The sequence below is a fragment of the Myroides profundi genome (assembly GCF_000833025.1).
Taxonomy (GTDB): domain Bacteria; phylum Bacteroidota; class Bacteroidia; order Flavobacteriales; family Flavobacteriaceae; genus Flavobacterium; species Flavobacterium profundi_A.
Genome location: NZ_CP010817.1, coordinates 3,470,778 through 3,493,723, shown reverse-complemented (window position 1 = coordinate 3,493,723; position 22,946 = coordinate 3,470,778). Strand labels below are relative to the sequence as shown.

27 protein-coding genes are annotated in these 22,946 nt (G+C 35.8%); 23 read left to right on the top strand and 4 right to left on the bottom strand.

Annotated features, from left to right (window positions below; all coding sequences use genetic code 11):
- The first annotated feature begins 47 nt into the window (after positions 1 to 47).
- The 3 genes from MPR_RS15470 (at position 48) to MPR_RS15460 (ending at position 5,571) form a co-directional block, all read left to right on the top strand.
- Positions 48 to 2,201, top strand: a complete 2,154-nt coding sequence (locus MPR_RS15470; RefSeq protein WP_041894066.1) for a S46 family peptidase — start codon at positions 48 to 50, stop codon at positions 2,199 to 2,201.
- Between the two features lie 84 nt (positions 2,202 to 2,285).
- Positions 2,286 to 3,290: a hypothetical protein gene (locus tag MPR_RS15465; protein ID WP_041894063.1), complete on the top strand. Its 1,005-nt coding sequence runs from the start codon at positions 2,286 to 2,288 to the stop codon at positions 3,288 to 3,290.
- Entirely contained in the window at positions 3,250 to 5,571 is a 2,322-nt protein-coding gene (locus tag MPR_RS15460; protein ID WP_041894061.1) for a hypothetical protein, read from the top strand. The genes MPR_RS15465 and MPR_RS15460 overlap by 41 nt, the downstream gene beginning before the upstream one ends.
- Positions 5,572 to 5,620: 49 nt before the next feature.
- Here the strand turns inward: MPR_RS15460 and MPR_RS18390 are convergent, their stop codons facing one another.
- Entirely contained in the window at positions 5,621 to 5,920 is a 300-nt protein-coding gene (locus MPR_RS18390) for a hypothetical protein (protein ID WP_074761212.1), read from the bottom strand.
- 106 nt (positions 5,921 to 6,026) lie between these two features.
- On the opposite strand from MPR_RS18390, the gene MPR_RS15455 reads away from it, so the two are divergent.
- The 3 genes from MPR_RS15455 (at position 6,027) to MPR_RS15445 (ending at position 9,000) form a co-directional block, all read left to right on the top strand.
- A complete protein-coding gene (locus tag MPR_RS15455; protein ID WP_041894057.1) occupies positions 6,027 to 7,388 on the top strand; it encodes a UDP-N-acetylmuramate--L-alanine ligase in 1,362 nt (453 codons plus the stop codon).
- Positions 7,389 to 7,553: 165 nt separating this feature from the next.
- Entirely contained in the window at positions 7,554 to 8,246 is a 693-nt protein-coding gene (gene radC / locus MPR_RS15450; protein ID WP_041895585.1) for a RadC family protein, read from the top strand.
- 55 nt (positions 8,247 to 8,301) lie between these two features.
- A complete protein-coding gene (locus MPR_RS15445; protein WP_041894054.1) occupies positions 8,302 to 9,000 on the top strand; it encodes a YjjG family noncanonical pyrimidine nucleotidase in 699 nt (232 codons plus the stop codon).
- Positions 9,001 to 9,014: 14 nt separating this feature from the next.
- On the opposite strand, the gene MPR_RS15440 is transcribed toward MPR_RS15445, so the two are convergent.
- The gene (locus MPR_RS15440; protein WP_041894050.1) at positions 9,015 to 10,292 is read right to left on the bottom strand and encodes a replication-associated recombination protein A; all 1,278 of its coding nucleotides are present in this window, start codon (positions 10,290 to 10,292) and stop codon (positions 9,015 to 9,017) included.
- A gap of 737 nt (positions 10,293 to 11,029) precedes the next feature.
- Between MPR_RS15440 and MPR_RS15435 the strand changes: the two genes are divergently transcribed.
- Entirely contained in the window at positions 11,030 to 11,773 is a 744-nt protein-coding gene (locus MPR_RS15435) for a rhomboid family intramembrane serine protease (protein ID WP_041894047.1), read from the top strand.
- A 22-nt stretch (positions 11,774 to 11,795) separates the two neighbouring features.
- On the opposite strand, the gene MPR_RS15430 is transcribed toward MPR_RS15435, so the two are convergent.
- On the bottom strand, positions 11,796 to 12,842 hold the full coding sequence (locus MPR_RS15430) for a hypothetical protein (RefSeq protein ID WP_041894044.1): 1,047 nt from the start codon (positions 12,840 to 12,842) through the stop codon (positions 11,796 to 11,798).
- A 3-nt stretch (positions 12,843 to 12,845) separates the two neighbouring features.
- Positions 12,846 to 13,580, bottom strand: coding sequence for a 23S rRNA (guanosine(2251)-2'-O)-methyltransferase RlmB (gene rlmB / locus MPR_RS15425; protein WP_006259500.1), 735 nt, complete (start codon positions 13,578 to 13,580; stop codon positions 12,846 to 12,848).
- A gap of 463 nt (positions 13,581 to 14,043) precedes the next feature.
- Here rlmB and rpsL point away from each other — a divergent pair, with 463 nt between their 5' ends.
- The 16 genes from rpsL (at position 14,044) to rplX (ending at position 22,946) form a co-directional block, all read left to right on the top strand.
- A complete protein-coding gene (rpsL, locus tag MPR_RS15420) occupies positions 14,044 to 14,424 on the top strand; it encodes a 30S ribosomal protein S12 (RefSeq protein WP_002987523.1) in 381 nt (126 codons plus the stop codon).
- A gap of 25 nt (positions 14,425 to 14,449) precedes the next feature.
- Positions 14,450 to 14,926 carry a 30S ribosomal protein S7 gene (rpsG, locus tag MPR_RS15415; RefSeq protein WP_041894041.1) on the top strand — a complete coding sequence of 159 codons (477 nt, stop codon included), beginning with the start codon at positions 14,450 to 14,452 and terminating at the stop codon, positions 14,924 to 14,926.
- 21 nt (positions 14,927 to 14,947) lie between these two features.
- Positions 14,948 to 17,083, top strand: coding sequence for an elongation factor G (fusA, locus tag MPR_RS15410; protein WP_041894038.1), 2,136 nt, complete (start codon positions 14,948 to 14,950; stop codon positions 17,081 to 17,083).
- Between the two features lie 12 nt (positions 17,084 to 17,095).
- Positions 17,096 to 17,401 carry a 30S ribosomal protein S10 gene (gene rpsJ, locus MPR_RS15405; RefSeq protein WP_006259497.1) on the top strand — a complete coding sequence of 102 codons (306 nt, stop codon included), beginning with the start codon at positions 17,096 to 17,098 and terminating at the stop codon, positions 17,399 to 17,401.
- Between the two features lie 112 nt (positions 17,402 to 17,513).
- A complete protein-coding gene (gene rplC, locus MPR_RS15400) occupies positions 17,514 to 18,131 on the top strand; it encodes a 50S ribosomal protein L3 (protein WP_041894036.1) in 618 nt (205 codons plus the stop codon).
- On the top strand, positions 18,131 to 18,760 hold the full coding sequence (gene rplD, locus MPR_RS15395) for a 50S ribosomal protein L4 (RefSeq protein ID WP_006259495.1): 630 nt from the start codon (positions 18,131 to 18,133) through the stop codon (positions 18,758 to 18,760). Before rplC ends, rplD begins: the two co-directional genes overlap by 1 nt.
- A gap of 7 nt (positions 18,761 to 18,767) precedes the next feature.
- The gene (rplW, locus tag MPR_RS15390) at positions 18,768 to 19,058 is read left to right on the top strand and encodes a 50S ribosomal protein L23 (RefSeq protein ID WP_006259494.1); all 291 of its coding nucleotides are present in this window, start codon (positions 18,768 to 18,770) and stop codon (positions 19,056 to 19,058) included.
- A 6-nt stretch (positions 19,059 to 19,064) separates the two neighbouring features.
- A complete protein-coding gene (gene rplB, locus MPR_RS15385) occupies positions 19,065 to 19,889 on the top strand; it encodes a 50S ribosomal protein L2 (RefSeq protein ID WP_006259493.1) in 825 nt (274 codons plus the stop codon).
- Between the two features lie 11 nt (positions 19,890 to 19,900).
- The gene (gene rpsS / locus MPR_RS15380) at positions 19,901 to 20,179 is read left to right on the top strand and encodes a 30S ribosomal protein S19 (protein ID WP_006259492.1); all 279 of its coding nucleotides are present in this window, start codon (positions 19,901 to 19,903) and stop codon (positions 20,177 to 20,179) included.
- 9 nt (positions 20,180 to 20,188) lie between these two features.
- On the top strand, positions 20,189 to 20,599 hold the full coding sequence (gene rplV / locus MPR_RS15375; protein WP_006259491.1) for a 50S ribosomal protein L22: 411 nt from the start codon (positions 20,189 to 20,191) through the stop codon (positions 20,597 to 20,599).
- An 8-nt stretch (positions 20,600 to 20,607) separates the two neighbouring features.
- Positions 20,608 to 21,327, top strand: coding sequence for a 30S ribosomal protein S3 (gene rpsC, locus MPR_RS15370; protein ID WP_006259490.1), 720 nt, complete (start codon positions 20,608 to 20,610; stop codon positions 21,325 to 21,327).
- Positions 21,328 to 21,345: 18 nt separating this feature from the next.
- The gene (gene rplP, locus MPR_RS15365; protein ID WP_006259489.1) at positions 21,346 to 21,765 is read left to right on the top strand and encodes a 50S ribosomal protein L16; all 420 of its coding nucleotides are present in this window, start codon (positions 21,346 to 21,348) and stop codon (positions 21,763 to 21,765) included.
- A gap of 13 nt (positions 21,766 to 21,778) precedes the next feature.
- On the top strand, positions 21,779 to 21,970 hold the full coding sequence (gene rpmC / locus MPR_RS15360) for a 50S ribosomal protein L29 (RefSeq protein WP_006259488.1): 192 nt from the start codon (positions 21,779 to 21,781) through the stop codon (positions 21,968 to 21,970).
- A gap of 17 nt (positions 21,971 to 21,987) precedes the next feature.
- Positions 21,988 to 22,245, top strand: a complete 258-nt coding sequence (rpsQ, locus tag MPR_RS15355) for a 30S ribosomal protein S17 (RefSeq protein ID WP_006259487.1) — start codon at positions 21,988 to 21,990, stop codon at positions 22,243 to 22,245.
- Between the two features lie 2 nt (positions 22,246 to 22,247).
- Positions 22,248 to 22,616, top strand: a complete 369-nt coding sequence (rplN, locus tag MPR_RS15350) for a 50S ribosomal protein L14 (RefSeq protein WP_006259486.1) — start codon at positions 22,248 to 22,250, stop codon at positions 22,614 to 22,616.
- Between the two features lie 12 nt (positions 22,617 to 22,628).
- The gene (rplX, locus tag MPR_RS15345) at positions 22,629 to 22,946 is read left to right on the top strand and encodes a 50S ribosomal protein L24 (protein ID WP_006259485.1); all 318 of its coding nucleotides are present in this window, start codon (positions 22,629 to 22,631) and stop codon (positions 22,944 to 22,946) included.

The following is a 22,946-nucleotide window of genomic DNA, read 5'->3' as shown; positions in this document are numbered from 1 at the left end:
ATTTATAGAATTAAATTTATCTTCGCATTTCTAACATACTAATTAATATGAAAAAAATCGTTTTATTTTTAACCGCATTCATATTAGCGATACCTACGACGGTAAAGGCTGATGAAGGAATGTGGTTCTTAATGTTCATAGAGCGTTTAAACCAGCGCGATATGGAAAAGATGGGACTACAGTTGACATCTGAAGAAATATATAGTATCAATAATCATTCGTTGAAAGATGCTATTATACAATTTGATGGTGGATGTACAGCAGAGATTGTATCTAATCAAGGGTTGGTACTAACTAATCACCACTGTGGATATGATAAAATAGCTAAATTATCTACACCAGAAGATGATATTTTAACGAATGGATTCTGGGCAAAAGATAAAGCTAGTGAGAGAGCTGCTAAAGGTCTTTCTGTTCGTTTCTTTGTAAGAATGGACAATGTAACAAAGCGTATCTTAAGCGTTGTTAATGATAAGATGTCTGAAGTTGAAAGAGAGAAAGCAATCAACCAAGAGATCGCTAAGATTCAAAAAGAGAATGATGGTGATGGTAAATATACTGTTTCTGTAAAATCATTCTTTCAAGGTAATGAATTCTATTATTTCGTATATCAAGATTATAATGATGTTCGTTTAGTAGGAACTCCTCCTAACAGCATCGGTAAGTTCGGAGGTGATACTGATAACTGGGAATGGCCACGTCACACAGGTGACTTCTCTTTATTCCGTGTGTATACTGATAAAGATGGTAATCCTGCAGAGTACTCTGCAGATAATGTACCAATGGTTCCTAAACACCACTTACCAGTATCTATCACAGGTATAAAAGAAGGTGACTTCTCTATGATATTAGGATATCCTGGTAGAACAAATAGATGGATGCCTGCACAAGGAGTAGAGCAAAACATTAAGTTCGCTTATCCAGCTTGGGTTGAAGGATCTAAGTTAGGAATGGATGTAATGAAGAAATACATGGCTACAAACGATGCAGTACGTCTTAACTATGCATCTAAATATGCAGGTGTAGCTAACTACTGGAAGAACCGTCAAGGTATGATTGATGCATTGACTCAACATCAGACTGTAGCAACTAAAACAAAAGCTGAAAAAGATTTCCATAAATGGGCTTCTAAAAAAGAGAACGCTGCTAAATACGGAAATGTAATAGCTGATATTAACGCATGGTACAAAGCGACTAATGAGAAGTCTCGTCATGACAATTATTTAATGACAATGTTGCGTACTTCTAATTTAGTAGCTGCACCATATCGTTTAGCTGGAGGTATGGAAGCGTATGCTGCTGGTGATGATAAGAAACGTGCTGAGATGTTACCTGAGTTTAAAGAGTACATTAAGAGTATCTATGGTAGTACTTATGAGCCATTAGAAAGAGAAATGTTAGCTAAACAATTAGCTCTTTATGCTACTAAATCTACAGGATATGCAATTGCTCCTTATGTAGCAGAAATCAACAAAGAGTACAATGGTGATTTTGAAAAGTATGTAGATGAGATTTTTGAGAAGAGTGTATTTGCTAACCAAGAGGCTATCGATGCATTCTTAGCAGATCCTAAAGGAGTGACTATTTCTCGTGATCCTATGTTGAAGTTATCTATAGCTATTATGGAGCACTATAGAGCTATGCCTGATAATGTAACTGCATTAGAGGATAAGTTCCAAAAAGCATATAGATTATTTGTAGATGGAGTACAAAAAAGTAACCCTACAGGTAAATACTATCCAGATGCAAACTCTACTTTACGTTTAACTTACGGTACTGTAAAAGACCTACCAAGAGGAAATAAAGTAAATGATGCAGCAGAGAACTGGTTTACTACTTTAAAAGGTACAGTTGCTAAACATAAAGTTGGTGACGAAGAGTTCGAAGCACCACAAAAACTAATCGACTTATATAATAAGAAAGATTATGGTGTATATGCTGATAAAGCTGGGCACATGCCTGTAAACTTCTTGACTAACCATGATATCACAGGAGGTAACTCAGGTTCTCCAGTATTAAATGGAAAAGGAGAGTTGATCGGACTTGCATTTGATGGTAATATCGAAGCTATGGCAGGAGACGTTATTTATGATCCTAAATTACAACGTACAATTAACGTAGATATTCGTTACGTACTATTCATTATAGATAAGTTCGCTGATGCTAAACATATTGTAGATGAGATGACTATTGTAAAATAGTACGTTTAGTTAAAATTCACAAAACGCCTAAATTATTTAGGCGTTTTTTTTGTGCATAAATGTTTCGTGAATTAAGTTTACATCATGAAAAAGTATGTGTTATTTATCTGTTTAATATTCTTAGTTAGCTGTGTCTCTAAAGGAGATAAGGACTTGCAGACCAAGTTGTCTTTTTACTATTGGAGAACTAACTTTCAGTTAGACTCACTAGAAAGAACTACGCTTAAAGAGTTAGAAGTGGACAAGCTTTATATTCGCTATTTTGATATTGGATTACAAGGAGATTCTCCTATACCTATACGACCTATACTGTTTAAAGACTCTATTCCTGATCTAGAGATTGTTCCTGTTGTATATATAAAGAATGAGGTATTAGTGAATAGTAAGGTAGATAGAGAATTGTCAAAAAAGATAGTAGACTATATCAATCAGATTAATAAACACAACCATATACAGATAACAGAGATACAGCTAGACTGCGATTGGAGCTTGAAGAGTAAGGATTCTTTTTTTGAATTAATAGAGTCGATTAAGAAAGAAAGCCAGTGGAAGGTGTCATCTACGATTAGGCTACACCAAGTGAAGTACGCTGCTAAGACAGGAATCCCTAAAGTAGACTATGGTGTACTGATGTATTATAATATGGGGACTATCTCAGCAGATTCATTGAACTCTATTTACGACCGTAATATAGGGGGCAAATATATAGGCGCATTGGCTGATTATCCTTTAGAGCTGAAGTATGCTTTTCCTATTTATTCATGGGTAGTACATACTAGAGAAAATAAAGTTGTTCGTTTAATCAGTAGAGTCCGTACAGATGAAGTGGATAAAATAAGTGCTTTTAAAAGAATAGACGAGACTAGATATAGTGTGACAAAAGAAGGAATGTATTTTGGACAATTGTTTTTAGTGGGCGATCAGATAAAAGTAGAAACGACTACTAGTGAGCAGTTGTTAGAGATGAAAAAAGACTTAGAGAAGGCAAGTGGGAAGTGCCCCTCTGAAATTATACTATATGATTTAAATTCAAGAAATATCCCTTATTATGAAAAAGAAGTTTGGAAAAAGATTGTTGTATGCGAGTAGCTTATCACTGCTGTTAGGAGCAGGTGTGTACTCATACGGATGTGCTGATGGGTGGTGGAGTTATTCCTCTGTTTCAAGTTTTACACCAGAAGCATTTGTAGATAACTCATATAAGCCTTTGTTTTTTGCACCTTATGAGAAGTTCTATGATGGTGCATATATGTATAACGCAGGTATGTATAATGAGGATATTGTTAAGGAGTGGACACAATATTTAAGTAATGCTGTACCAGCTGATGTAGTGAAAGAATGTTTAGTGTCTAATGAGTTTGAGATAGACACGATGTATTCTATATATAGTGAACTGCGAAAAGGAAAGAAACGAAGTAGTATCTATGACTTAGACTTAAAGAATAAGAGAGTAGAGAACTTTATTAACTTTCTAAACTTTGCTAAAACAGTAGAACAGTATTCAGCTCAAGAGTTCGAATATTGGAACTATGAGCAACAAGTCAAAGAGCAGTTACCAACAGACTATGCTAATAAAGTACAGAGCTTCTATGAGAAGATGGATAAGAAGGATACTTTTTTTGCAAACAGAATGTGGTTTCAGGTGATGAAAGCTAAGTTCTACTCAGCAGACAAGAGTAGTGTGATTGCTTATTTTGAATCTACAGCGAGTAGCCAACCTCAGAATACATTGTATTATAGAGCAATGTCTTATGTAGCAGGGGCGTATTATGAGCAAGCTAATTTTGCGAAGTCAAACCTATTATACGCAACTGTTTTTGATAGAGAACCTTCTATGCGTCAAGTTGCTTTGTATAACTTTAAGCCTCTTGATAAAGCTGCTATTACAAAAATAGTGGAGAATACAGATGATAGAGATGTGAAAGCTGCTATATGGTCTATAATGGGATACTATGATGACCTAGGTGAATCTATGAAGCGTGCTTATGATGTTAACCCTAAGAGCCCACATATAGACTACATCTTGACGAGATGGGTGAATATGCAAGAGCAAGCAGTCAATGTATTTGCAGAAAGTAGTTTTAAGTCTCGTGATGAGTATTTCAAGGCGATTAAGAAGAAGATAGATCAGAATACACTGAAGTGGATAAAGTCTGTAGCGGATAAACCACAAGAAGTTGCTAATCCAGTGTTGTGGAAGTTAGCAGCAGGGTATATGGATATTTTCCAAGGAGAGTATAAGAGTGCTACTAAGCAAATAGAGGAAGCAAGTGATTATTCTAAAAAAGGAGATAAGTTATTAGCAGAGCAAATCAGATTATTTGCCTTGATTAATACAGTATCTCAAGTCAAAAAGTTAGATAAGAATACAGAAGAAAAACTATTGCCAGAACTGAAATGGGTTTATACAGAGCTAGTGAAGAATGACTATAGTGATCCTTTTAGATATGAGTACGCAGCAGGTTGGATTAGACAGTTTTTATCAGCTACTTATAAAGAGCAAGGCAATGCTATCATGGCAGAGATATTAAACTCTCAAGGTGTAGCTTTTTATAAGGATAAGAAACAGTCTAGTGCTATGGAGAGTTTCTTGTTAAAGACGAATCATTCAGAGATAGAAAAGTTGTTCACTTCTTTATATCAGTATAATCTTAGTGATATCTATGAGAGCAGAGCGATTCATTTGTTCTATGAAGATAAGATAGATGAAGCTATTGTAGAAATGAAGAAGGCAGAACCTATCAAGAAGAAGAATACCTATGATGATGAGTACACGGTGTTGATGTATAACACAGCTACACTTTTAGGTAACCCATTTAACGGAAAGATCAAGGACTGTAATGATTGTGATCATGCAGCTAAGCAGACTACGGTATATACGAAGCTATCATTCTTAGAGAAACTAAGAGATATGAAGGCGAATATTGCTAATGGTACAGATGTATTTAGCAATGCACTTTTAGTGGGTAATGCTTATTATAATGCTACATATTTTGGTAATGCACGCGTGTTGTATTACAACAGTATTTGGGATGAGTATGGCAGTAATAGTATCGGTATGGAGAATAAGTCTAGCATCTTGAATATGAATAATGCTAGAAAGTACTATACGATAGCTAAGCAATATGCGACTACAAAAGAAGAAAAAGCAAAGCTAGCTTACTTCGATGCTAAGTTAGAGCGAAATGAATTTTATGTACAGACCTATCATAATAAGGATTATTATATGGGAGCATGGGGTGATGATGTCATGTTTAAGAAGTGGAATGGCTTCTCAGAATTAGCTGCTAAGTATAGTGATACGAAATATTACCAAGAAGTAATTAAAGAATGTGGTTACTTTAGAAAGTATTTAGGACTGAATTATTAAGAATGAAAAAAGCTCAAGGTCACTTGAGCTTTTTATATTTATAAAGTATCTATTTATTGATATAGATGAGTAGTACCGATGTAGTGCCTATAGAGATTACTAGTGGAAACAGTGAAATAATAATAGCAACTAAGGGCATAGTATTACTGACAAGAGCTTTTTTAGCTCTTCGATAGGCTGCGATTCCGAAGGCAAGACCTATAAGGCTAAAAAAGATAGAGATAAAATTGACAAAAGGAATCCAACAGATAAAGAATGCAATAACCGAACAGACAAAGGAGATAATGTAGTAAACAAGACTCGTATCTCTGTTGTTGTTTATTTCGTAATAGGATTTATCATGTTGCATGGTATATTAGCTAAAAATTGAATGTAATATAAAGAAAAAGAATTTCATATTGTTATTTAAATTGTAATTTTACAACTAGTAGAATTGACAGTAAAAAACTTATATAATGCGTATACATTTTATCGCAATCGGAGGAAGTGCAATGCACAATTTGGCATTAGCCTTACATGCAAAAGGAGATATTGTAACAGGTAGTGATGACACTATATTTGAACCTTCTAAGTCTAGATTAGAAGTTAAGGGATTATTACCAAAAGAAGAAGGGTGGTTCCCAGAGAAGATAACAGAAGAGATAGACGTTATTATTCTAGGGATGCATGCTAAAGGGGATAACCCAGAATTGCTAAAAGCAAAAGAATTAGGACTAACTATTTATTCTTACCCTGAGTTTATCTACGAACATTCTAAGAATAAAACACGTGTAGTGATAGGTGGGTCTCATGGTAAGACTACCATTACCTCTATGATATTACATGTGATGCATTATCATAATGTAGAAGTAGATTATCTAGTAGGAGCACAGTTAGAAGGTTTTGATAGAATGGTGAATCTTACTTCTGATAATGAATTTATGTTAATAGAAGGAGATGAATACCTATCATCAGCATTAGATCTTCGTCCTAAATTTCATATCTACCAGCCGAATATCGCCTTGTTAAGTGGTATAGCATGGGATCATATCAATGTATTCCCAACTTTTGAAAACTATGTAGAGCAGTTTAAGATTTTTATTGGAAAGCTAGTGAACGGTGGAATCTTAGTTTATAACGAAGAAGACGCTGTGGTAAACCAATTGGTAGAAGAAGCTACTAATCCGATTAGAAAGATACCTTATACTACACCATCATATACTATCGAGAATGAACAGACTTACCTAGATACGAATGACGGGCCTATGCCGTTAGAAGTTTTTGGTAAGCACAACCTTAGTAATATAAGTGGAGCGAAGTGGATCTGTCAGAATATGGGGATAGATGAAGAAGATTTCTACGAAGCTATCGCATCATTTAAAGGAGCATCTAAGAGATTAGAGAAGTTAGTAGAGACAGACCAGACAGTGATCTATAAAGACTTTGCACATTCACCAAGTAAAGTGATCGCTACAACAGAAGCGGTGAAAGCACAGTACCCAAATAAGAAAGTAATTGCATGTCTAGAACTACATACCTACAGTAGTCTTAACTCTGCCTTCTTATCACAGTATGAAGGTGCGTTAGCTAAAGCAGACGAAGCAGTTGTATTCTATTCTTTAGATGCGCTAAAGATTAAGAATATGCCAGAGATCTCTCAAGAGCAAATGCAAACTGCATTTAATAGACCAGGATTAGCTACGTATACTAACGCTGCTGATTTCAAACAATATTTAGAGCAGTTAGACTTAAGCAATGCTGTATTGTTATTCATGAGTTCAGGTAACTATGGTGGATTAGATATGCAAGCTTTTAGTGAGAAAGTAAAGAATAAATAGACGGCATACGTCATTATTATAATACTATTAAAGAGGTTATTAAGTACAGTTGTATTTGATAACCTTTTTTTGTTTGAATACTGACTGCTTTTTAATACAAGCTTTATATAGAATAGCTTCATTAGGTTTAGTTTTTGTACGATAGAATAGTATAAAACAATGACTATGGAACACCAAAAGATCACGATCAAACAATGGGCAGAAGATGATAGGCCTAGAGAAAAGCTAATGCTGAAAGGGAAGACATCCTTAAGTGATGCCGAACTATTAGCGATACTCATAGGATCAGGGCATAGAGAGGAGTCTGCAGTAGAGCTGTGTAAGCGTATATTAGCGATGTATAATAATAATCTAAGTGTATTAGCGAAACAGAGTATCTCTAAGCTCACTGCGTTTAAAGGAATAGGAGAAGCGAAGGCCATTGCGATTATTGCAGCTTTAGAGATAGGGCAGAGAAGGAGATTAAGTGAGCGTATAGAAGAGCCTATCATCACTACTAGTAGTGATGTGTTTGAACTTATTAATCCTATTATAGGTGATCTAGAACACGAGGAGTTTTGGGTGTTATATCTGAACAACTCTAATAAAGTTAAGTTTAAATCGCCATTGAGCAAGGGGGGAATCACAGGTACTGTAGTAGATATAAGACTGTTATTTCAGACAGCACTAGAGCAGAAGGCTGTCGGGATAATCTTAACGCATAATCACCCTAGTGGTAAGGTCAAGCCAAGTGATGCAGACATACAGATTACTAAGAAGATAAAAGAAGCAGGGCGTATTATGGACATACAGTTACTAGATCATTTGATTGTTACGGAGTATAGTTATTACAGCTTTGCAGATGAGAGTATTTTATAAGTAGTTTTAGTTCTAAAATACCTACTTTTGTAACTCAAACAAAAGATTATAAAAAATGGGAGTAAAAAGCTTAACGAGTAAGACAGATATCTTTTTTGATTTAGACCATACCTTATGGGACTTTGAGAAAAATTCTGCTTTAGCTTTTAATGATGTAATTGAAGAATTAAAATTACCTTTTAGTACAGAGGCTTTTCTAAGCCACTATGTTGCGATCAATAATGAGTATTGGGACAAGTATAGTTTAAATCAAGTTACTAAAGAAGAACTTAGAATAGGTAGAATCAGAGATACCTTTGCTAAGTTAGGGTATCAGTCTACTACTGAAGAGATGTTGCTATTAGGGGATAATTATTTAAAGGCTATGCCTAATCATAATTATTTATTTGATGGTGCGATAGAAGTACTTGACTATTTACAAGATAAGTATAAACTTCATATTATTACCAACGGTTTTAATGAAGTACAAGGCAAAAAGTTAGATCGATCAGGAATATCAGGTTATTTTCAGACAGTGACTAATTCTGAAATGGCAGGAGTGAGTAAGCCAAATCCTGAGATATTTAACTACGCTTTAGATAAAGCAAAGGTAGGAGTGAAAGACTCCGTGATGATAGGTGATAACTTCTTAGCAGATATAGAAGGAGCATTAGGCGTAGGAATGGATGCAATCTACTACAGCCAATCAAAAGAAAAAGTAACACCTCAGATCTACCACGTACAGAAATTAATAGAACTAAAAGACCTGCTATAAGCAGGTCTTTCTATTTAATAGTTGTATTTAAATTGCCATCTGTTTCGCAAGAACTCTCGAGTGCTGTTCTCTCTATTGTTCACACCAGGTTCATAGAGTACAGTACCTTCTAGTTCGTCTGGTAGAAACTCTTGTTCTACGAAGTTATTTGTATAGTCATGTGAGTATAAGTACTCTTTGCCATAACCTAGTTCTTTCATTAGTTTAGTAGGTGCATTTCTTAAGTGTATAGGTACAGATAAGTCACCTGTTTGTTTGACGAGTTGCTGTGCTTTACCTATTGCTAGATAGGTAGAGTTGCTCTTAGGTGATGTCGCTAGATAGATAGCACACTGGCTAAGTAGTATTCTACTCTCAGGATATCCTATGACAGATACTGCCTGGAAGGTATTGTTAGCCATAATGAGCGCAGTCGGATTAGCATTACCGATATCTTCTGATGCAGCTATAAGTAGTCTTCGTGCGATGAACTTCACATCTTCACCCACCTCTATCATTCTCGCCAACCAATACACAGCTCCATTAGGGTCACTACCTCTGATAGATTTGATAAAAGCAGATACGATATCATAGTGCTGTTCGCCAGTCTTATCATATAGTACAGTATTCTTTTGTACTACTTGCATTACGCGTTCATTGGTGATTTCTATTTCGTCATCATGAGTAGCATTGATGATAAGTTCGAAGGTGTTTAGTAGCTTACGACCATCTCCACCTGATATTCTAAATAGAGCTTCTGTCTCTGTCAGGGTTATCTTTTTCTTTTTTAAGAATAGATCTTTATTCATCGCACGCTCTAGGAGGTGCTGTAAGTCTTCTTTTGTAAATGCATTAAGTGTGTAAACCTGACATCTAGAGAGAAGAGCAGGGATAACTTCGAAGCTCGGATTCTCAGTAGTGGCACCGATTAACGTGACCCAGCCACGCTCTACTGCAGCTAATAGAGAGTCTTGTTGAGATTTACTAAAGCGGTGTATCTCATCGATAAATAGGATAGGGTTTCTAGCAGTGAATAGACCACTGTTAGACTTTGCCTTTTCGATTACTTCTCTGATATCTTTCACCCCTGAGTTAATTGCGCTCAATACATAGAAGGGTCTCTCACTTTCTTTTGCGATAATCTCTGCCAGAGTAGTTTTACCTGTACCTGGAGGTCCCCAAAAGATTAAGGAAGGGATAAACCCAACTTTTAACTGATTCGTTAAGATACCATTCTCTCCCACGAGGTGTTCTTGACTGACATAGTCACTCAGTGTATGCGGGCGTACTCGTTCTGCTAAAGGTGCTTCCATTATCGTAATTAAATCTCTTCTCACAAAAATACAATCTCTTTTTTAGATAATGATGTTTTTCAGTAATGGAATGTTTAAGGCGCAGTAGTTATTGATTAGAGCATGAATATCTGTGTATAAGCTTATGTTGATGTTTATGCTTATTTGAAGGAGAATGCGGGGAGTATAGAAGAAGTATTCTTGGACAAAGGGCTTCTCTAGTCCAGTATTCAGTGCTTATTGTCCCACTATTGTCGAAGGAATTCAAAGGAACCCCTTATTTTACTAGGATGAGAGTATATTTTAAATATCTTGTTTTTTAAGAGTGTTTTTTTAATTGGTTGATATTTAGATGTTTGTTTGTTTTGTTGAATAAAAAAAATAGTTTATTTTTTCTTTGATTTAGGGATTATGAGCTTGTTTTAGACCCTTTTTTCAAAAAAAAGAGGTAATGATATTGCTAATTGTTCTTTTTAGGCCTGAATTTGTGATTGTAAATAAAAAAATGAATTGCTTTTTTTTATATGATAACTACTAAATAGAGATACTTTTAAGGAGAGTGATACTCGTCTCAATGCTAAAATGGTGTGAATGAAAAAACAATCCGTTATAAAATGAGTTATATTTAACCTATATAAAATTTGAGTACATTGTATAATAGCTTTTCATAACGAGAGGTGTTTATGGATAAGTTTTGTATAGGGAGTAAATATGAACCTTATATAATAAGATGTACTTAGGAAGAAAGGAAAGAATATATGAGTAAAGAGAAATTACCTCCATTATCTATTAATCTAATTTTACTACCCTTATTCGTCATTGTACTGATATGGGGAGTGTATTGGATGGATTGGAATAATTTTTATGAGTTACACGAGTATGGCGTATTGCCGAGAACAGTAGTGGGGTTGAGGGGAATTGTGTTTAGTCCTTTTATACATGGTGGGATAAAGCATTTGTATAATAACTCTATAGCCCTTTTTGTTCTACTATTAATGTTGCAGTATTTCTATAAGAAACAAGCGTTGGTGGTACTGATCTTAGGGATTCTGCTATCAGGCTTTGGTACTTGGTTGATAGGTAGAGATAGTTATCATATCGGAGCTAGTGGATTAGTCTATGTGTTAGTGAGCTTTATGTTCTTTAAGGGGGTACAGACGCGATATTATAGACTGATGGCATTATCACTGGTTATCGTAGTGCTATATGGTGGTACGGTGTGGTATATGTTTCCTCATGTAGAGAGTGGTATTTCGTGGGAAGGGCATTTGAGTGGCTTTTTGACAGGATTGATTCTTAGTTTTTTAGTCTCTTTTCCTGAACATATAGAGCAGGGGTATAAGTATGAGTGGCAAGACCCTAACTTTGATCCTCAGTCAGACCCTTTTATGAGGTGCTTCGATGAGCAAGGCAACTTTATTATCATACCGAAACAAAAGAAGAGTAAAGATCCTTATAGAAAGACATTACCAGTACTGATCTCTCAGTATCAAATCAGATAACGATATAAACTATAAAAGCACCTTAGAAGGTGCTTTTATAGTTTTTGACTACGAAGTCTATTGCTGTTTCGAGTATCTCTCCCATATTGTTACAATATTTGAAAGACTTCTCGTGAGTTAATTTGTGTAATGACATTTTTAACTCTTCTACATTTTCTGGAGTAGAGACTGTATCCTGTATCATCACGTGGATCAGTTCGTCTAGTCTCTCTTTGTTACTCAGTACTCTTCTGACGATCACAGATCTCACTTCTCGTCGATACTGTTCTATCGAAGTATGTTTCAGTTTCTCTAATACCATCTTCACGATAGTGTAGTTCTCTTTAAAGAACTGAGGAAGGTAGAACTTGAGGTTGCCTTCATAGTTCTGCTGATCGAAGTCGATAGCTCTGATTCTATAGACCACCTGATCGAAGTCATGAGTAGGTATGATGACGAAGTTATAAGATCTCATATCACCCAGCAGACCGATCATACAGCGTTCATTAAACTTGACAAACTCTTTAGCGATCTGAGATTTTTCACTTTCAGTACATTTAGGTAGGTGATCTGTGATAAATACATCAGCAGGTATACCTAATATGTGTTCTTCTATTAAGGTGTCATTGTGTACGAGATAGTTCATCGTATTCGGTGACAGCATCTCTTCTAGTTCTAATCCATATATACGAGAGGCATCAGCTCTCTTTACATAGAAGTTGGTGATATTGTCATTGAGTATATTTCGGACTTTCACTCTGAATGGTTTAGAATTTCCAAACGAACAGAAGTCAATATGATCAATAGTTAGATACTGTAGTGTCTCAATGTCACCATCAGAGTGAAGTAAGGTATATATCTTAGTAAGGCTAGCTTCTATCTCTTTATACTCGAACTCTGGATAATATACACGCAACCATAGCGTGTCATTACCATTGCTGTCCTCGATATTGATATAACCACTGAAGCGCAATAAGTCATCATAGATCACACTAGTCTTAGTAGTGCGCTTATACTTGGTTAAGTATTCCATGAACTCATCGCTGACAGGGTAGTTAGGCTTCTTTAATAATACCTTTACGTCTTTCAAATCTTATCTTCTTTGTCTGATTGTTTCGTATAAAAATGCTCCACAAGCTACAGATACATTTAGTGAATCTATCGTGCTAAACATCGGTAACTTTGCTTTCTCGTCTATGATTTTAAGTACAGATGGGTTGATACCTTTATCTTCACTTCCCATAATGATCGCTACAGGTACATTTAGATCTACATCATAGATTTCTTTTTCTGCTTTCTCTGTTGCACCTAGTGTTATTACACCAGACCCTTGTAGATAGAATACAGCATCTTTAATATGGTCCACTTTACAGATAGGAATATTAAATACTGCTCCGGCAGATGTTTTTACTGTATCTCCGTTTACAGGAGCAGCTCCATTCTTAGATATGATGATACCATCAGCACCACAGCATACAGCAGTACGTATAATAGCACCGAAGTTACGAGCATCTGATATCTGATCAAGGATAACGAAAAGAGGTTTCTCTTTTTTCTCTAATACACCTTCTACTAATACTTCTAATGAAGTAAAAGAGATAGGGGAGATATTCGCTACAGCTCCTTGATGGTTTTTATTAGTTAGTTTATTTAGTTTCTCGATAGGTACATAAGAGAAGTTTACGTTGTTCTTCTTTAGTGTCTTAAGAAGAGAACTCATTAACTCTCCAGAAGCTTCTTTCTGAATGAATACCTTATCTATATCTTTTCCTGCTTCTATGGCTTCGATGATTGCACGAATACCAAATATCTGATTGTCCTGTTCCATGGGGCAAAGTTACTTATAATATAATTTAAAAAAACGTGCAAAGATAGATTTTAAGTATTTGGATTTAATGGTATTTATAAAAATATTAGATAGTATATACTATAATGTATAATAAGAGGTGTGCTGTTGTGTCATAAAGCTGTAAAGAGGAATGTTTTTTGTGGTGATGTATAAAAGGGAGAAGAGTGCTAAGGTTTATTTTTTTTTTGGTGTTATTGAATAGTGAAAGAGAAGATTGGGCACAAAGGCTGGATTACTAAAAAGGGAGAGAAATAATGTTGATAACTTTTGAATAACTATCGCATAAAGAGAAAAAAAGAGGTAAAAGGAGAATTGTTGATAAAAAAAATTAATTATGTTGAAAATTAATGCTTTGAGGTTTGAATAAATAAAAAATAGTTATACATTTGCAACCCCGTATATAGTGCGGAATAATATATTGTAGAAATTATTAATAAACATTATGCCAACAATTCAACAATTAGTAAGAACAGGGAGAACCCAATTGACTAAGAAGAGTAAATCGGTTGCTTTGGATTCTTGTCCTCAAAGAAGAGGAGTTTGTACGCGTGTTTATACTACTACACCTAAAAAACCAAACTCTGCAATGCGTAAAGTTGCAAGGGTACGTTTAACAAATGGTAATGAAGTAAACGCATACATCCCAGGAGAAGGACACAATTTACAAGAGCACTCGATAGTATTAGTTAGAGGTGGAAGGGTAAAAGATTTGCCAGGTGTTAGATACCACATCGTACGTGGAGCTTTGGATACTGCCGGAGTAAACGGTAGAACTCAAAGAAGATCTAAATACGGAGCAAAACGTCCTAAAGACAAAAAATAATCGTTTAAACGTTTAAGAAGAAGACATGAGAAAAAGACAGGCGAAAAAGAGACCTCTTTTACCAGATCCAAAATTTAATGATCAATTAGTTACGCGTTTTGTAAACAACTTAATGTGGGACGGTAAGAAATCAACAGCTTTCAAAGTATTCTATGATGCTTTAGAGATCGTTGAGGAGAAAAAACAAGATGAAGAAAAATCTTCATTAGAAATTTGGAAAGAAGCATTAACTAACGTTATGCCACACGTAGAAGTTCGTTCTCGTCGTGTAGGTGGAGCTACATTCCAAATCCCAATGCAAATTCGTCCAGATAGAAAAATTTCTATGGCGATGAAATGGATGATTTTGTATGCGAGAAAAAGAAATGAGAAATCTATGGCTGGAAAACTAGCGTCTGAAATCTTAGCTGCTGCTAAAGAAGAAGGAGCTGCTGTTAAAAAGAGAATGGATACTCATAAAATGGCTGAAGCTAATAAAGCATTCTCTCACTTTAGATTTTAATCCATACAGAAACTATATACAATGGCAAGAGATTTAAAATATACAAGAAACATTGGTATTGCTGCGCATATCGATGCTGGTAAGACAACAACTACAGAACGTATTTTGTTCTATACAGGTAAAAACCACAAAATGGGAGAGACTCACGAAGGATCTTCTACTATGGACTGGATGGAGCAAGAGGCTGAAAGAGGTATTACTATTACATCGGCAGCTACTACATGTACTTGGAATTTCCCAACAAACCAAGGGACAGTTTTACCAGAAAGTAATGAGTACCACTTCAATATTATTGATACTCCTGGACACGTTGACTTTACTGTAGAGGTAAACCGTTCTTTACGTGTATTAGATGGATTAGTATTCTTATTTAGTGCTGTTGATGGTGTTGAGCCTCAATCAGAAACTAACTGGAGATTAGCTGATAACTATAAAGTTCCACGTATGGGATTTGTTAATAAGATGGACCGTCAAGGATCTAACTTCTTAGCAGTATGTCAGCAAGTTAAAGATATGTTGAAATCTAACGCTGTGCCAATCGTTTTACCTATTGGTGATGAGGCTGATTTCAAAGGTATCGTTGACTTAGTTAAAAACCGTGCAATTGTATGGCATGATGAGAATCATGGTTCTACTTTTGACGTTGTTGAAATCCCTGCAGATATGATTGACGATGTAAAACAATACAGAGGTCAATTAATCGAAGAGATTGCTGCTTATGACGAAAATCTTCTTGAGAAATATATGGAAGATGAAAACTCAATCACAGAGGACGAAATCCACGTAGCTTTACGTGCTGCTACTCTTGATATGAGCATCATCCCTATGACTTGTGGATCTTCATTCAAAAATAAAGGTGTTCAGTTCATGTTAGATGCTGTATGTCGTTACTTACCTTCTCCAATGGATAAGGAAGCTATCGAAGGTACAGATCCTGATACTGAAGAGCCAATTATACGTAAGCCATCGGTAACTGAGCCGTTCGCTGCATTAGCATTTAAAATTGCTACTGACCCATTCGTAGGTCGTTTAGCATTCTTTAGAGCTTATTCAGGACACTTAGATGCTGGATCTTATGTATTGAATACTCGTTCTGGAAACAAAGAGCGTATTTCTCGTATCTACCAAATGCACGCTAACAAACAAAACCCAGTTGAATACATTGAGGCTGGAGATATTGGAGCTGCTGTAGGATTTAAAGATATCAAAACTGGAGATACTTTATGTGATGAGAAAAATCCTATCGTATTAGAAAGTATGATATTCCCAGACCCAGTAATCGGTATCGCTATTGAACCAAAAACAAAAGCGGATATGGATAAAATGGGTACTGCTTTAGCTAAATTAGCTGAGGAAGATCCAACTTTTACAGTTAAAACTGACCAAGCGTCTGGACAAACTGTAATCTCTGGTATGGGTGAGTTACACTTAGACGTATTGATCGACCGTATGAGACGTGAGTTCAAAGTTGAAGTTAATCAAGGAGAGCCACAAGTTGAGTACAAAGAAGCTCTTACACGTGATGCACAACATAGAGAAGCTTATAAAAAGCAATCTGGTGGACGTGGTAAGTTTGCTGATATCGTATTCAAAATGGGACCTGCTGATGACGTTGATGGAAAACCATTCGTTGGATTACAGTTCGTGAATGAAGTTAAAGGTGGTAACGTTCCTAAAGAATATATCCCTTCTGTAGAGAAAGGATTTAGAGAGGCGATGAAACAAGGGCCTTTAGCTGGATTCGAAATGGATTCTATGAAAGTAACTTTAATTGATGGTTCTTACCACGCGGTTGACTCGGATGCATTATCGTTCGAATTAGCTGCTAAAATGGGATACAAAGCTGCTGCTAAAGCTGCAGGTGCGATCATCTTAGAGCCTATCATGAAGTTAGAAGTATTGACTCCTGAAGAAAACATGGGTGATATCGTTGGAGATTTGAACCGTCGTCGTGGACAAATCAACAGCATGGATGATAGAGCTGGTGCAAAAGTTGTTAAAGCTTCTGTTCCATTATCAGAAATGTTCGGATATGTAACTACATTAAGAACATTATCATCTGGTAGAGCAACTTCTACAATGGAGTTCTCTCACTACTCTGAAACACCATCAAACATTTCAGAGGCAGTAATCACTAAAGCAAAAGGTAACGCTTAATTTTAGAGTAAAATGAGTCAAAAAATCAGAATAAAATTAAAATCTTACGATCATATGTTGGTTGATAAATCAGCAGAGAAAATCGTAAAAACTGTAAAAAGTACAGGAGCAGTAGTAACTGGACCTATTCCATTACCTACTCATAAAAAAATCTTTACTGTTCTTCGTTCTCCTCACGTGAACAAAAAAGCAAGAGAGCAGTTTGAGTTAAGTTCATACAAAAGATTGTTAGATATCTATTCTTCATCTTCTAAAACAATTGATGCTTTAATGAAATTAGAGTTACCAAGTGGAGTTGAAGTTGAAATCAAAGTGTGATAAATAACGAGATTCAATAAGAATATCAGAGACTAAGTATTGGTGTTATAGTCACCAATACTTAGTTCTTTTAGAAAATAAAATAAAATTTTATAATTAATAATTAATATTTATGTCTGGGTTAATTGGTAAAAAAATCGGCATGACTAGTATTTTCGATGAGAATGGAAAAAACATTCCATGTACAGTAATCGAAATGGGTCCTAATGTCGTTACCCAAGTCAGAACCATTGAGGTTGACGGGTATGAAGCGTTACAACTTGGTTTCGATGACAAGACAGATAAACATGCTACTAAAGCTGAGTTAGGTCACTTTAAAAAAGCTGGAACATCTGCTAAGAGAAAAGTTGTTGAAATCAAAGAATTCGCTGGAGAGTATAAATTAGGTGATGTAATCACTGCTGATTTATTCATTGAAGGAGAATATGTAGATGTACAAGGTGTATCTAAAGGTAAAGGATTCCAAGGGGTTGTAAAACGTCATGGTTTTGGTGGAGTAGGTCAGGTAACTCACGGTCAAAAGAACCGTTTAAGAGCGCCAGGATCTATTGGAGCTTCTTCTTACCCATCAAGAGTATTCAAAGGAATGCGCATGGCAGGAAGAACTGGAGGAGTAAATGTAACAGTACAAAACCTTAGAGTTTTAAAAGTAGTAGCTGATAAAAATCTACTTGTGGTTAAGGGAGCAATTCCAGGACACAAAAACTCTTATGTAATCGTTCAGAAGTAATGGAAGTAAAAGTTTTAGATATCACAGGAAAAGATACTGGTAGAAAAGTTGAGCTTTTAGATTCAGTATTCGGTATAGAACCAAATAATCACGCAGTATATCTTGATGTTAAACAATATTTAGCAAATCAAAGACAAGGTACTCACAAAGCTAAAGAAAGAGCTGAGATCTCTGGAAGTACGCGTAAGATTAAAAAACAAAAAGGAACTGGTACTGCAAGAGCAGGAAGTATTAAATCGCCAGTTTTCCGTGGAGGAGGAAGAATCTTCGGGCCAAGACCAAGAAGCTACTCTTTCAAATTAAACAAAAGTTTAAAACGTTTAGCGAGAAAATCTGCTTTCTCTATCAAAGTGAAAGAATCAAATTTAATCGTAGTTGAGAACTTTAATTTCGAGGCTCCAAGTACTAAGAATTTCATCAACGTATTGAAAGGTTTAGGATTGGAAAATAAAAAATCTCTATTTGTGTTTGGTGAATCAAATAAAAATGTATATTTGTCATCACGCAATTTAGGGAAGGCTGCTGTTGTAACTAACTCTGAATTAAGTACTTACAGTATTTTGAATGCTGGAAGTTTAGTGTTAACTGAGGGTTCTGTAGCAGGAATTGTAGAAAATTTAAGTAAATAATAGGAACATGAGTGTTTTAATTAAGCCTATAATTACAGAAAAAATAACTAAAGACGGCGAAACTTTTGGCCGTTTTGGGTTTGTTGTTGATAGAAAAGCGAACAAAATTGAAATTAAAAAAGCAGTTGAGGCTGCTTATGGAGTTTCTGTTGTTAACGTGAATACTATGAACTATGCTGCAAAGCGTTCTGTTAAGTACACGAAAAGTGGAATGATCAACGCTAAAACTAATGCTTACAAGAAAGCAATAGTTGAATTGAAAGAAGGAGATAGTATAGACTTTTATTCAAATATCTAATAAATAATGTCAGTTAGAAAATTAAAACCTATTACCCCAGGTCAGCGTTTTAGAGTTGTAAATAGTTTTGACGCTATAACAACTGATAAGCCGGAGCGTAGTTTACTAGCACCGAAAAAAAAATCTGGAGGTAGAAATAGTCAAGGAAAAATGACCATGCGCTACATGGGTGGTGGTCATAAACAAAGATACCGTATAGTTGATTTTAAAAGAACTAAAGTTGGTATCCCAGCTACTGTTAAGTCAATTGAGTATGATCCAAACCGTACAGCATTCATCGCTTTGATTGCTTATGTTGATGGAGCTAAATCATACGTTATTGCACAAAGCGGTATGAAAGTTGGACAAACTGTAGTTTCAGGAGTAGATGCATCACCAGAAGTTGGTAATGCTATGCCTTTAAGCAAAATTCCTTTAGGAACTGTTATATCTTGTATCGAATTACGTCCTGGACAAGGAGCAGTTATCGCTCGTTCAGCAGGTACTTTCGCTCAGTTAGTTGCTAGAGATGGTAAATATGCTACTATTAAAATGCCTTCTGGAGAGATCCGTTTGATTTTATTAGAATGTATGGCTACTATCGGAGCAGTGTCTAACCACGATCACCAATTAATCGTTTCTGGTAAAGCAGGTAGATCAAGATGGTTAGGTAGAAGACCTAGAACTAGACCAGTAGCAATGAACCCAGTAGATCACCCAATGGGAGGTGGAGAAGGTCGTTCGTCAGGAGGACACCCACGTTCTAGAAACGGGATGCCTGCTAAAGGGTACAGAACTCGTTCTAAAGTTAAGTCGAGTAATAAGTATATCGTTGAACGTAGAAAGAAATAAAAGATTAAGACATGGCACGTTCGTTAAAAAAAGGACCTTATGTTCACTATAAATTAGAGAAGAAAGTTCAAGTAAACGTAGAAAGTGGAAAAAATGGAGTTATCAAGACTTGGTCAAGAGCTTCAATGATTACACCTGATTTCGTTGGACAAACTATCGCAGTACATAATGGTCGTCAGTTTGTTCCTGTTTATGTAACAGAGAACATGGTAGGACATAAATTAGGGGAATTTTCACCAACAAGATCGTTTAGAGGTCACGCTGGTGCAAAGAATAAAGGTAAAAAATAATAAGAAGCTATGGGAGTTCGTAAAAGAGAAAGAGCTGAGCAAATTAAAGAAGCTAACAAGCAAGTTGCTTTTGCAAAGCTAAACAATTGCCCTACTTCTCCTAGAAAAATGCGTTTAGTAGCGGATTTAGTAAGAGGACAGAAAGTAGAAAAAGCTCTAAATATATTAAAATTCAGTTCAAAAGATGCTTCTCGTAATTTAGAGAAATTACTTTTGTCTGCAATTGCTAACTGGCAAGCGAAAAACAGCGACGCTAACATTGAAGAAGCTGGATTGATCGTTAAAGAAATCAGAGTAGATGGAGGAATGATGTTAAAAAGACTTCGTCCTGCACCTCAAGGTAGAGCACACAGAATCAGAAAACGTTCTAATCACGTAACAATCGTATTAGGATCTAATAATAACACACAAAGCAATTAATAAGCAGTATGGGACAAAAGACTAATCCAATCGGGAATCGCCTTGGTATTATCAGAGGATGGGACTCAAACTGGTATGGTGGAAATGACTACGGTGACAAAATCGCTGAAGATCACAAGATCAGAAAGTATATCCATGCTCGTTTATCAAAAGCTAGTGTATCTAAAGTAATCATCGAGAGAACTTTAAAACTTGTAACCGTTACTATCACTACTGCTAGACCTGGTATCATTATCGGAAAAGGTGGACAAGAGGTAGACAAGTTAAAAGAGGAATTGAAAAAGATTACTGATAAGGAAGTTCAAATCAATATCTTTGAAATCAAACGTCCTGAATTAGACGGATACTTAGTGGCTGCTAGTATCGCTCGTCAAATAGAAAGCAGAATTTCTTACCGTAGAGCTATCCGTATGGCTATGGCTGCAGCGATGAGAATGAACGCTGAAGGAATCAAAGTTATGATTTCTGGTCGTTTAAACGGTGCTGAAATGGCTCGTTCTGAGACTTTCAAAGAAGGAAGAATTCCGTTGTCAACTTTCAGAGCAGACATCGATTATGCACTTGCTGAAGCTCACACTACTTATGGTAGAATGGGGATTAAAGTGTGGATCATGAAAGGTGAGGTTTACGGTAAGAGAGATCTTTCTCCGTTAGCTGGAATGGATAAAAAACAATCTAAATCAGCAGGATCTCCAAAAGGTAAATCTAACCCACGCAAAAGAAAGTAATTTTTAAACTGAAGAAAAATGTTACAGCCTAAAAGAACAAAATACCGTAAGGTACAGAAAGGTAAAATGAAAGGGATTTCTCAAAGAGGGCATGAACTTTCAAATGGTATGTTTGGAATCAAATCTATGGACTCTGCATTTATCACTTCACGTCAAATCGAGGCAGCGCGTATCGCTGCTACTCGTTTCATGAAACGTGAAGGGCAGTTATGGATTAAAATTTTCCCAGACAAACCTATTACTAAAAAGCCTCTAGAGGTACGTATGGGTAAAGGAAAAGGTGCAGTAGAATACTGGGTTGCTGTGGTAAAACCAGGAAAAATTATGTTCGAAGTTGGTGGAGTGCCAATTTCAGTAGCAAAAGAAGCGTTACGCTTAGCTGCTCAAAAACTTCCTGTAAAAACTAAATTTGTAATTGCTAGAGATTTCGAAGCATAATAAAATTTTTATCATGAAACAATCAGAAATAGTAAATCTATCTGTAGCTGAATTACAAGAGCAACTGGTACAGTTGACTAGCACATATAATAACTTAAGATCTGCTCACGCAATCTCTCCAATCGAGAATCCATTACAGTTGAGAAACGTAAGAAGAAGTATTGCAAGAGTGAATACAGAGTTAAGTAAAAGAGAGTTACAATAATTGTATTCTGCCGAAAGATGGAAAATAGAAAATTAAGAAAAGAGAGAATAGGTGTTGTTACTAGCAATAAAATGGAGAAATCTATTGTTGTGTCTGAAGTAAAGAGAGTAAAACACCCATTATATGGTAAGTTCGTGTTGAAAACGAAAAAATACGTTGCACACGACGAAACAAATGATTGCAACATTGGTGATACTGTAAAGATCATGGAGACACGTCCATTATCTAAATCAAAATGTTGGAGATTAGTTGAAATCATTGAAAGAGCGAAATAATTATGGTACAACAAGAATCTAGACTTAAAGTAGCAGATAATACGGGTGCAAAAGAAGTTTTGACTATCCGTGTTTTAGGAGGAACGAAACGTCGTTATGCCTCTGTAGGTGATAAAATTGTAGTTTCAATTAAAGAAGCAACTCCAAACGGAAGCGTGAAAAAAGGTAGCGTTTCAACTGCAGTTGTAGTTCGTACTAAAAAAGAAGTGAGAAGAGCTGACGGATCTTACATCAGATTTGACGATAACGCATGTGTATTGTTAAATGCTGCTGGAGAGATGAAAGGAACTCGTGTTTTTGGTCCGGTTGCGAGAGAACTTCGTGAAAAACAATTCATGAAAATTGTATCATTAGCACCAGAGGTGTTATAATTCGTTCTAAACATGATTAAGCTAAAGATAAAAACAGGAGATACTGTACGCGTTATCGCTGGTGACCATAAAGGTACTGAAGGTAAAGTTGTACGTGTATTACGTGAAAAGAACAAAGCTATTGTTGAAGGGGTGAATATCATTTCTAAACACGTGAAGCCTAGTGCTTCTAACCCTCAAGGTGGAATTGTTAAAAAAGAGGCTCCAATCCAAATCTCTAACTTAGCGATCGTAGATCCTAAGACTAACGAAGTTACTAGAGTAGCTATCGTGAAAAACGAGAACGGAAAAAATGTTAGAGTTTCTAAAAAATCAAATCAAGTATTATAG

Excerpts from the sequence above, each read along its gene's own strand:
- MPR_RS15470 (WP_041894066.1), top strand. The coding sequence starts at position 48 with ATGAAAAAAATCGTTTTATTTTTAACCGCATTCATATTAGCGATACCT.
- MPR_RS15465 (WP_041894063.1), top strand. The coding sequence starts at position 2,286 with ATGAAAAAGTATGTGTTATTTATCTGTTTAATATTCTTAGTTAGCTGT.
- MPR_RS15460 (WP_041894061.1), top strand. The coding sequence starts at position 3,250 with ATGAAAAAGAAGTTTGGAAAAAGATTGTTGTATGCGAGTAGCTTATCA.
- MPR_RS18390 (WP_074761212.1), bottom strand. The coding sequence starts at position 5,920 with ATGCAACATGATAAATCCTATTACGAAATAAACAACAACAGAGATACG.
- MPR_RS15455 (WP_041894057.1), top strand. The coding sequence starts at position 6,027 with ATGCGTATACATTTTATCGCAATCGGAGGAAGTGCAATGCACAATTTG.
- radC (WP_041895585.1), top strand. The coding sequence starts at position 7,554 with ATGGAACACCAAAAGATCACGATCAAACAATGGGCAGAAGATGATAGG.
- MPR_RS15445 (WP_041894054.1), top strand. The coding sequence starts at position 8,302 with ATGGGAGTAAAAAGCTTAACGAGTAAGACAGATATCTTTTTTGATTTA.
- MPR_RS15440 (WP_041894050.1), bottom strand. The coding sequence starts at position 10,292 with ATGGAAGCACCTTTAGCAGAACGAGTACGCCCGCATACACTGAGTGAC.
- MPR_RS15435 (WP_041894047.1), top strand. The coding sequence starts at position 11,030 with ATGAGTAAAGAGAAATTACCTCCATTATCTATTAATCTAATTTTACTA.
- rlmB (WP_006259500.1), bottom strand. The coding sequence starts at position 13,580 with ATGGAACAGGACAATCAGATATTTGGTATTCGTGCAATCATCGAAGCC.
- rpsL (WP_002987523.1), top strand. The coding sequence starts at position 14,044 with ATGCCAACAATTCAACAATTAGTAAGAACAGGGAGAACCCAATTGACT.
- rpsG (WP_041894041.1), top strand. The coding sequence starts at position 14,450 with ATGAGAAAAAGACAGGCGAAAAAGAGACCTCTTTTACCAGATCCAAAA.
- fusA (WP_041894038.1), top strand. The coding sequence starts at position 14,948 with ATGGCAAGAGATTTAAAATATACAAGAAACATTGGTATTGCTGCGCAT.
- rpsJ (WP_006259497.1), top strand. The coding sequence starts at position 17,096 with ATGAGTCAAAAAATCAGAATAAAATTAAAATCTTACGATCATATGTTG.
- rplC (WP_041894036.1), top strand. The coding sequence starts at position 17,514 with ATGTCTGGGTTAATTGGTAAAAAAATCGGCATGACTAGTATTTTCGAT.
- rplD (WP_006259495.1), top strand. The coding sequence starts at position 18,131 with ATGGAAGTAAAAGTTTTAGATATCACAGGAAAAGATACTGGTAGAAAA.
- rplW (WP_006259494.1), top strand. The coding sequence starts at position 18,768 with ATGAGTGTTTTAATTAAGCCTATAATTACAGAAAAAATAACTAAAGAC.
- rplB (WP_006259493.1), top strand. The coding sequence starts at position 19,065 with ATGTCAGTTAGAAAATTAAAACCTATTACCCCAGGTCAGCGTTTTAGA.
- rpsS (WP_006259492.1), top strand. The coding sequence starts at position 19,901 with ATGGCACGTTCGTTAAAAAAAGGACCTTATGTTCACTATAAATTAGAG.
- rplV (WP_006259491.1), top strand. The coding sequence starts at position 20,189 with ATGGGAGTTCGTAAAAGAGAAAGAGCTGAGCAAATTAAAGAAGCTAAC.
- rpsC (WP_006259490.1), top strand. The coding sequence starts at position 20,608 with ATGGGACAAAAGACTAATCCAATCGGGAATCGCCTTGGTATTATCAGA.
- rplP (WP_006259489.1), top strand. The coding sequence starts at position 21,346 with ATGTTACAGCCTAAAAGAACAAAATACCGTAAGGTACAGAAAGGTAAA.
- rpmC (WP_006259488.1), top strand. The coding sequence starts at position 21,779 with ATGAAACAATCAGAAATAGTAAATCTATCTGTAGCTGAATTACAAGAG.
- rpsQ (WP_006259487.1), top strand. The coding sequence starts at position 21,988 with ATGGAAAATAGAAAATTAAGAAAAGAGAGAATAGGTGTTGTTACTAGC.
- rplN (WP_006259486.1), top strand. The coding sequence starts at position 22,248 with ATGGTACAACAAGAATCTAGACTTAAAGTAGCAGATAATACGGGTGCA.
- rplX (WP_006259485.1), top strand. The coding sequence starts at position 22,629 with ATGATTAAGCTAAAGATAAAAACAGGAGATACTGTACGCGTTATCGCT.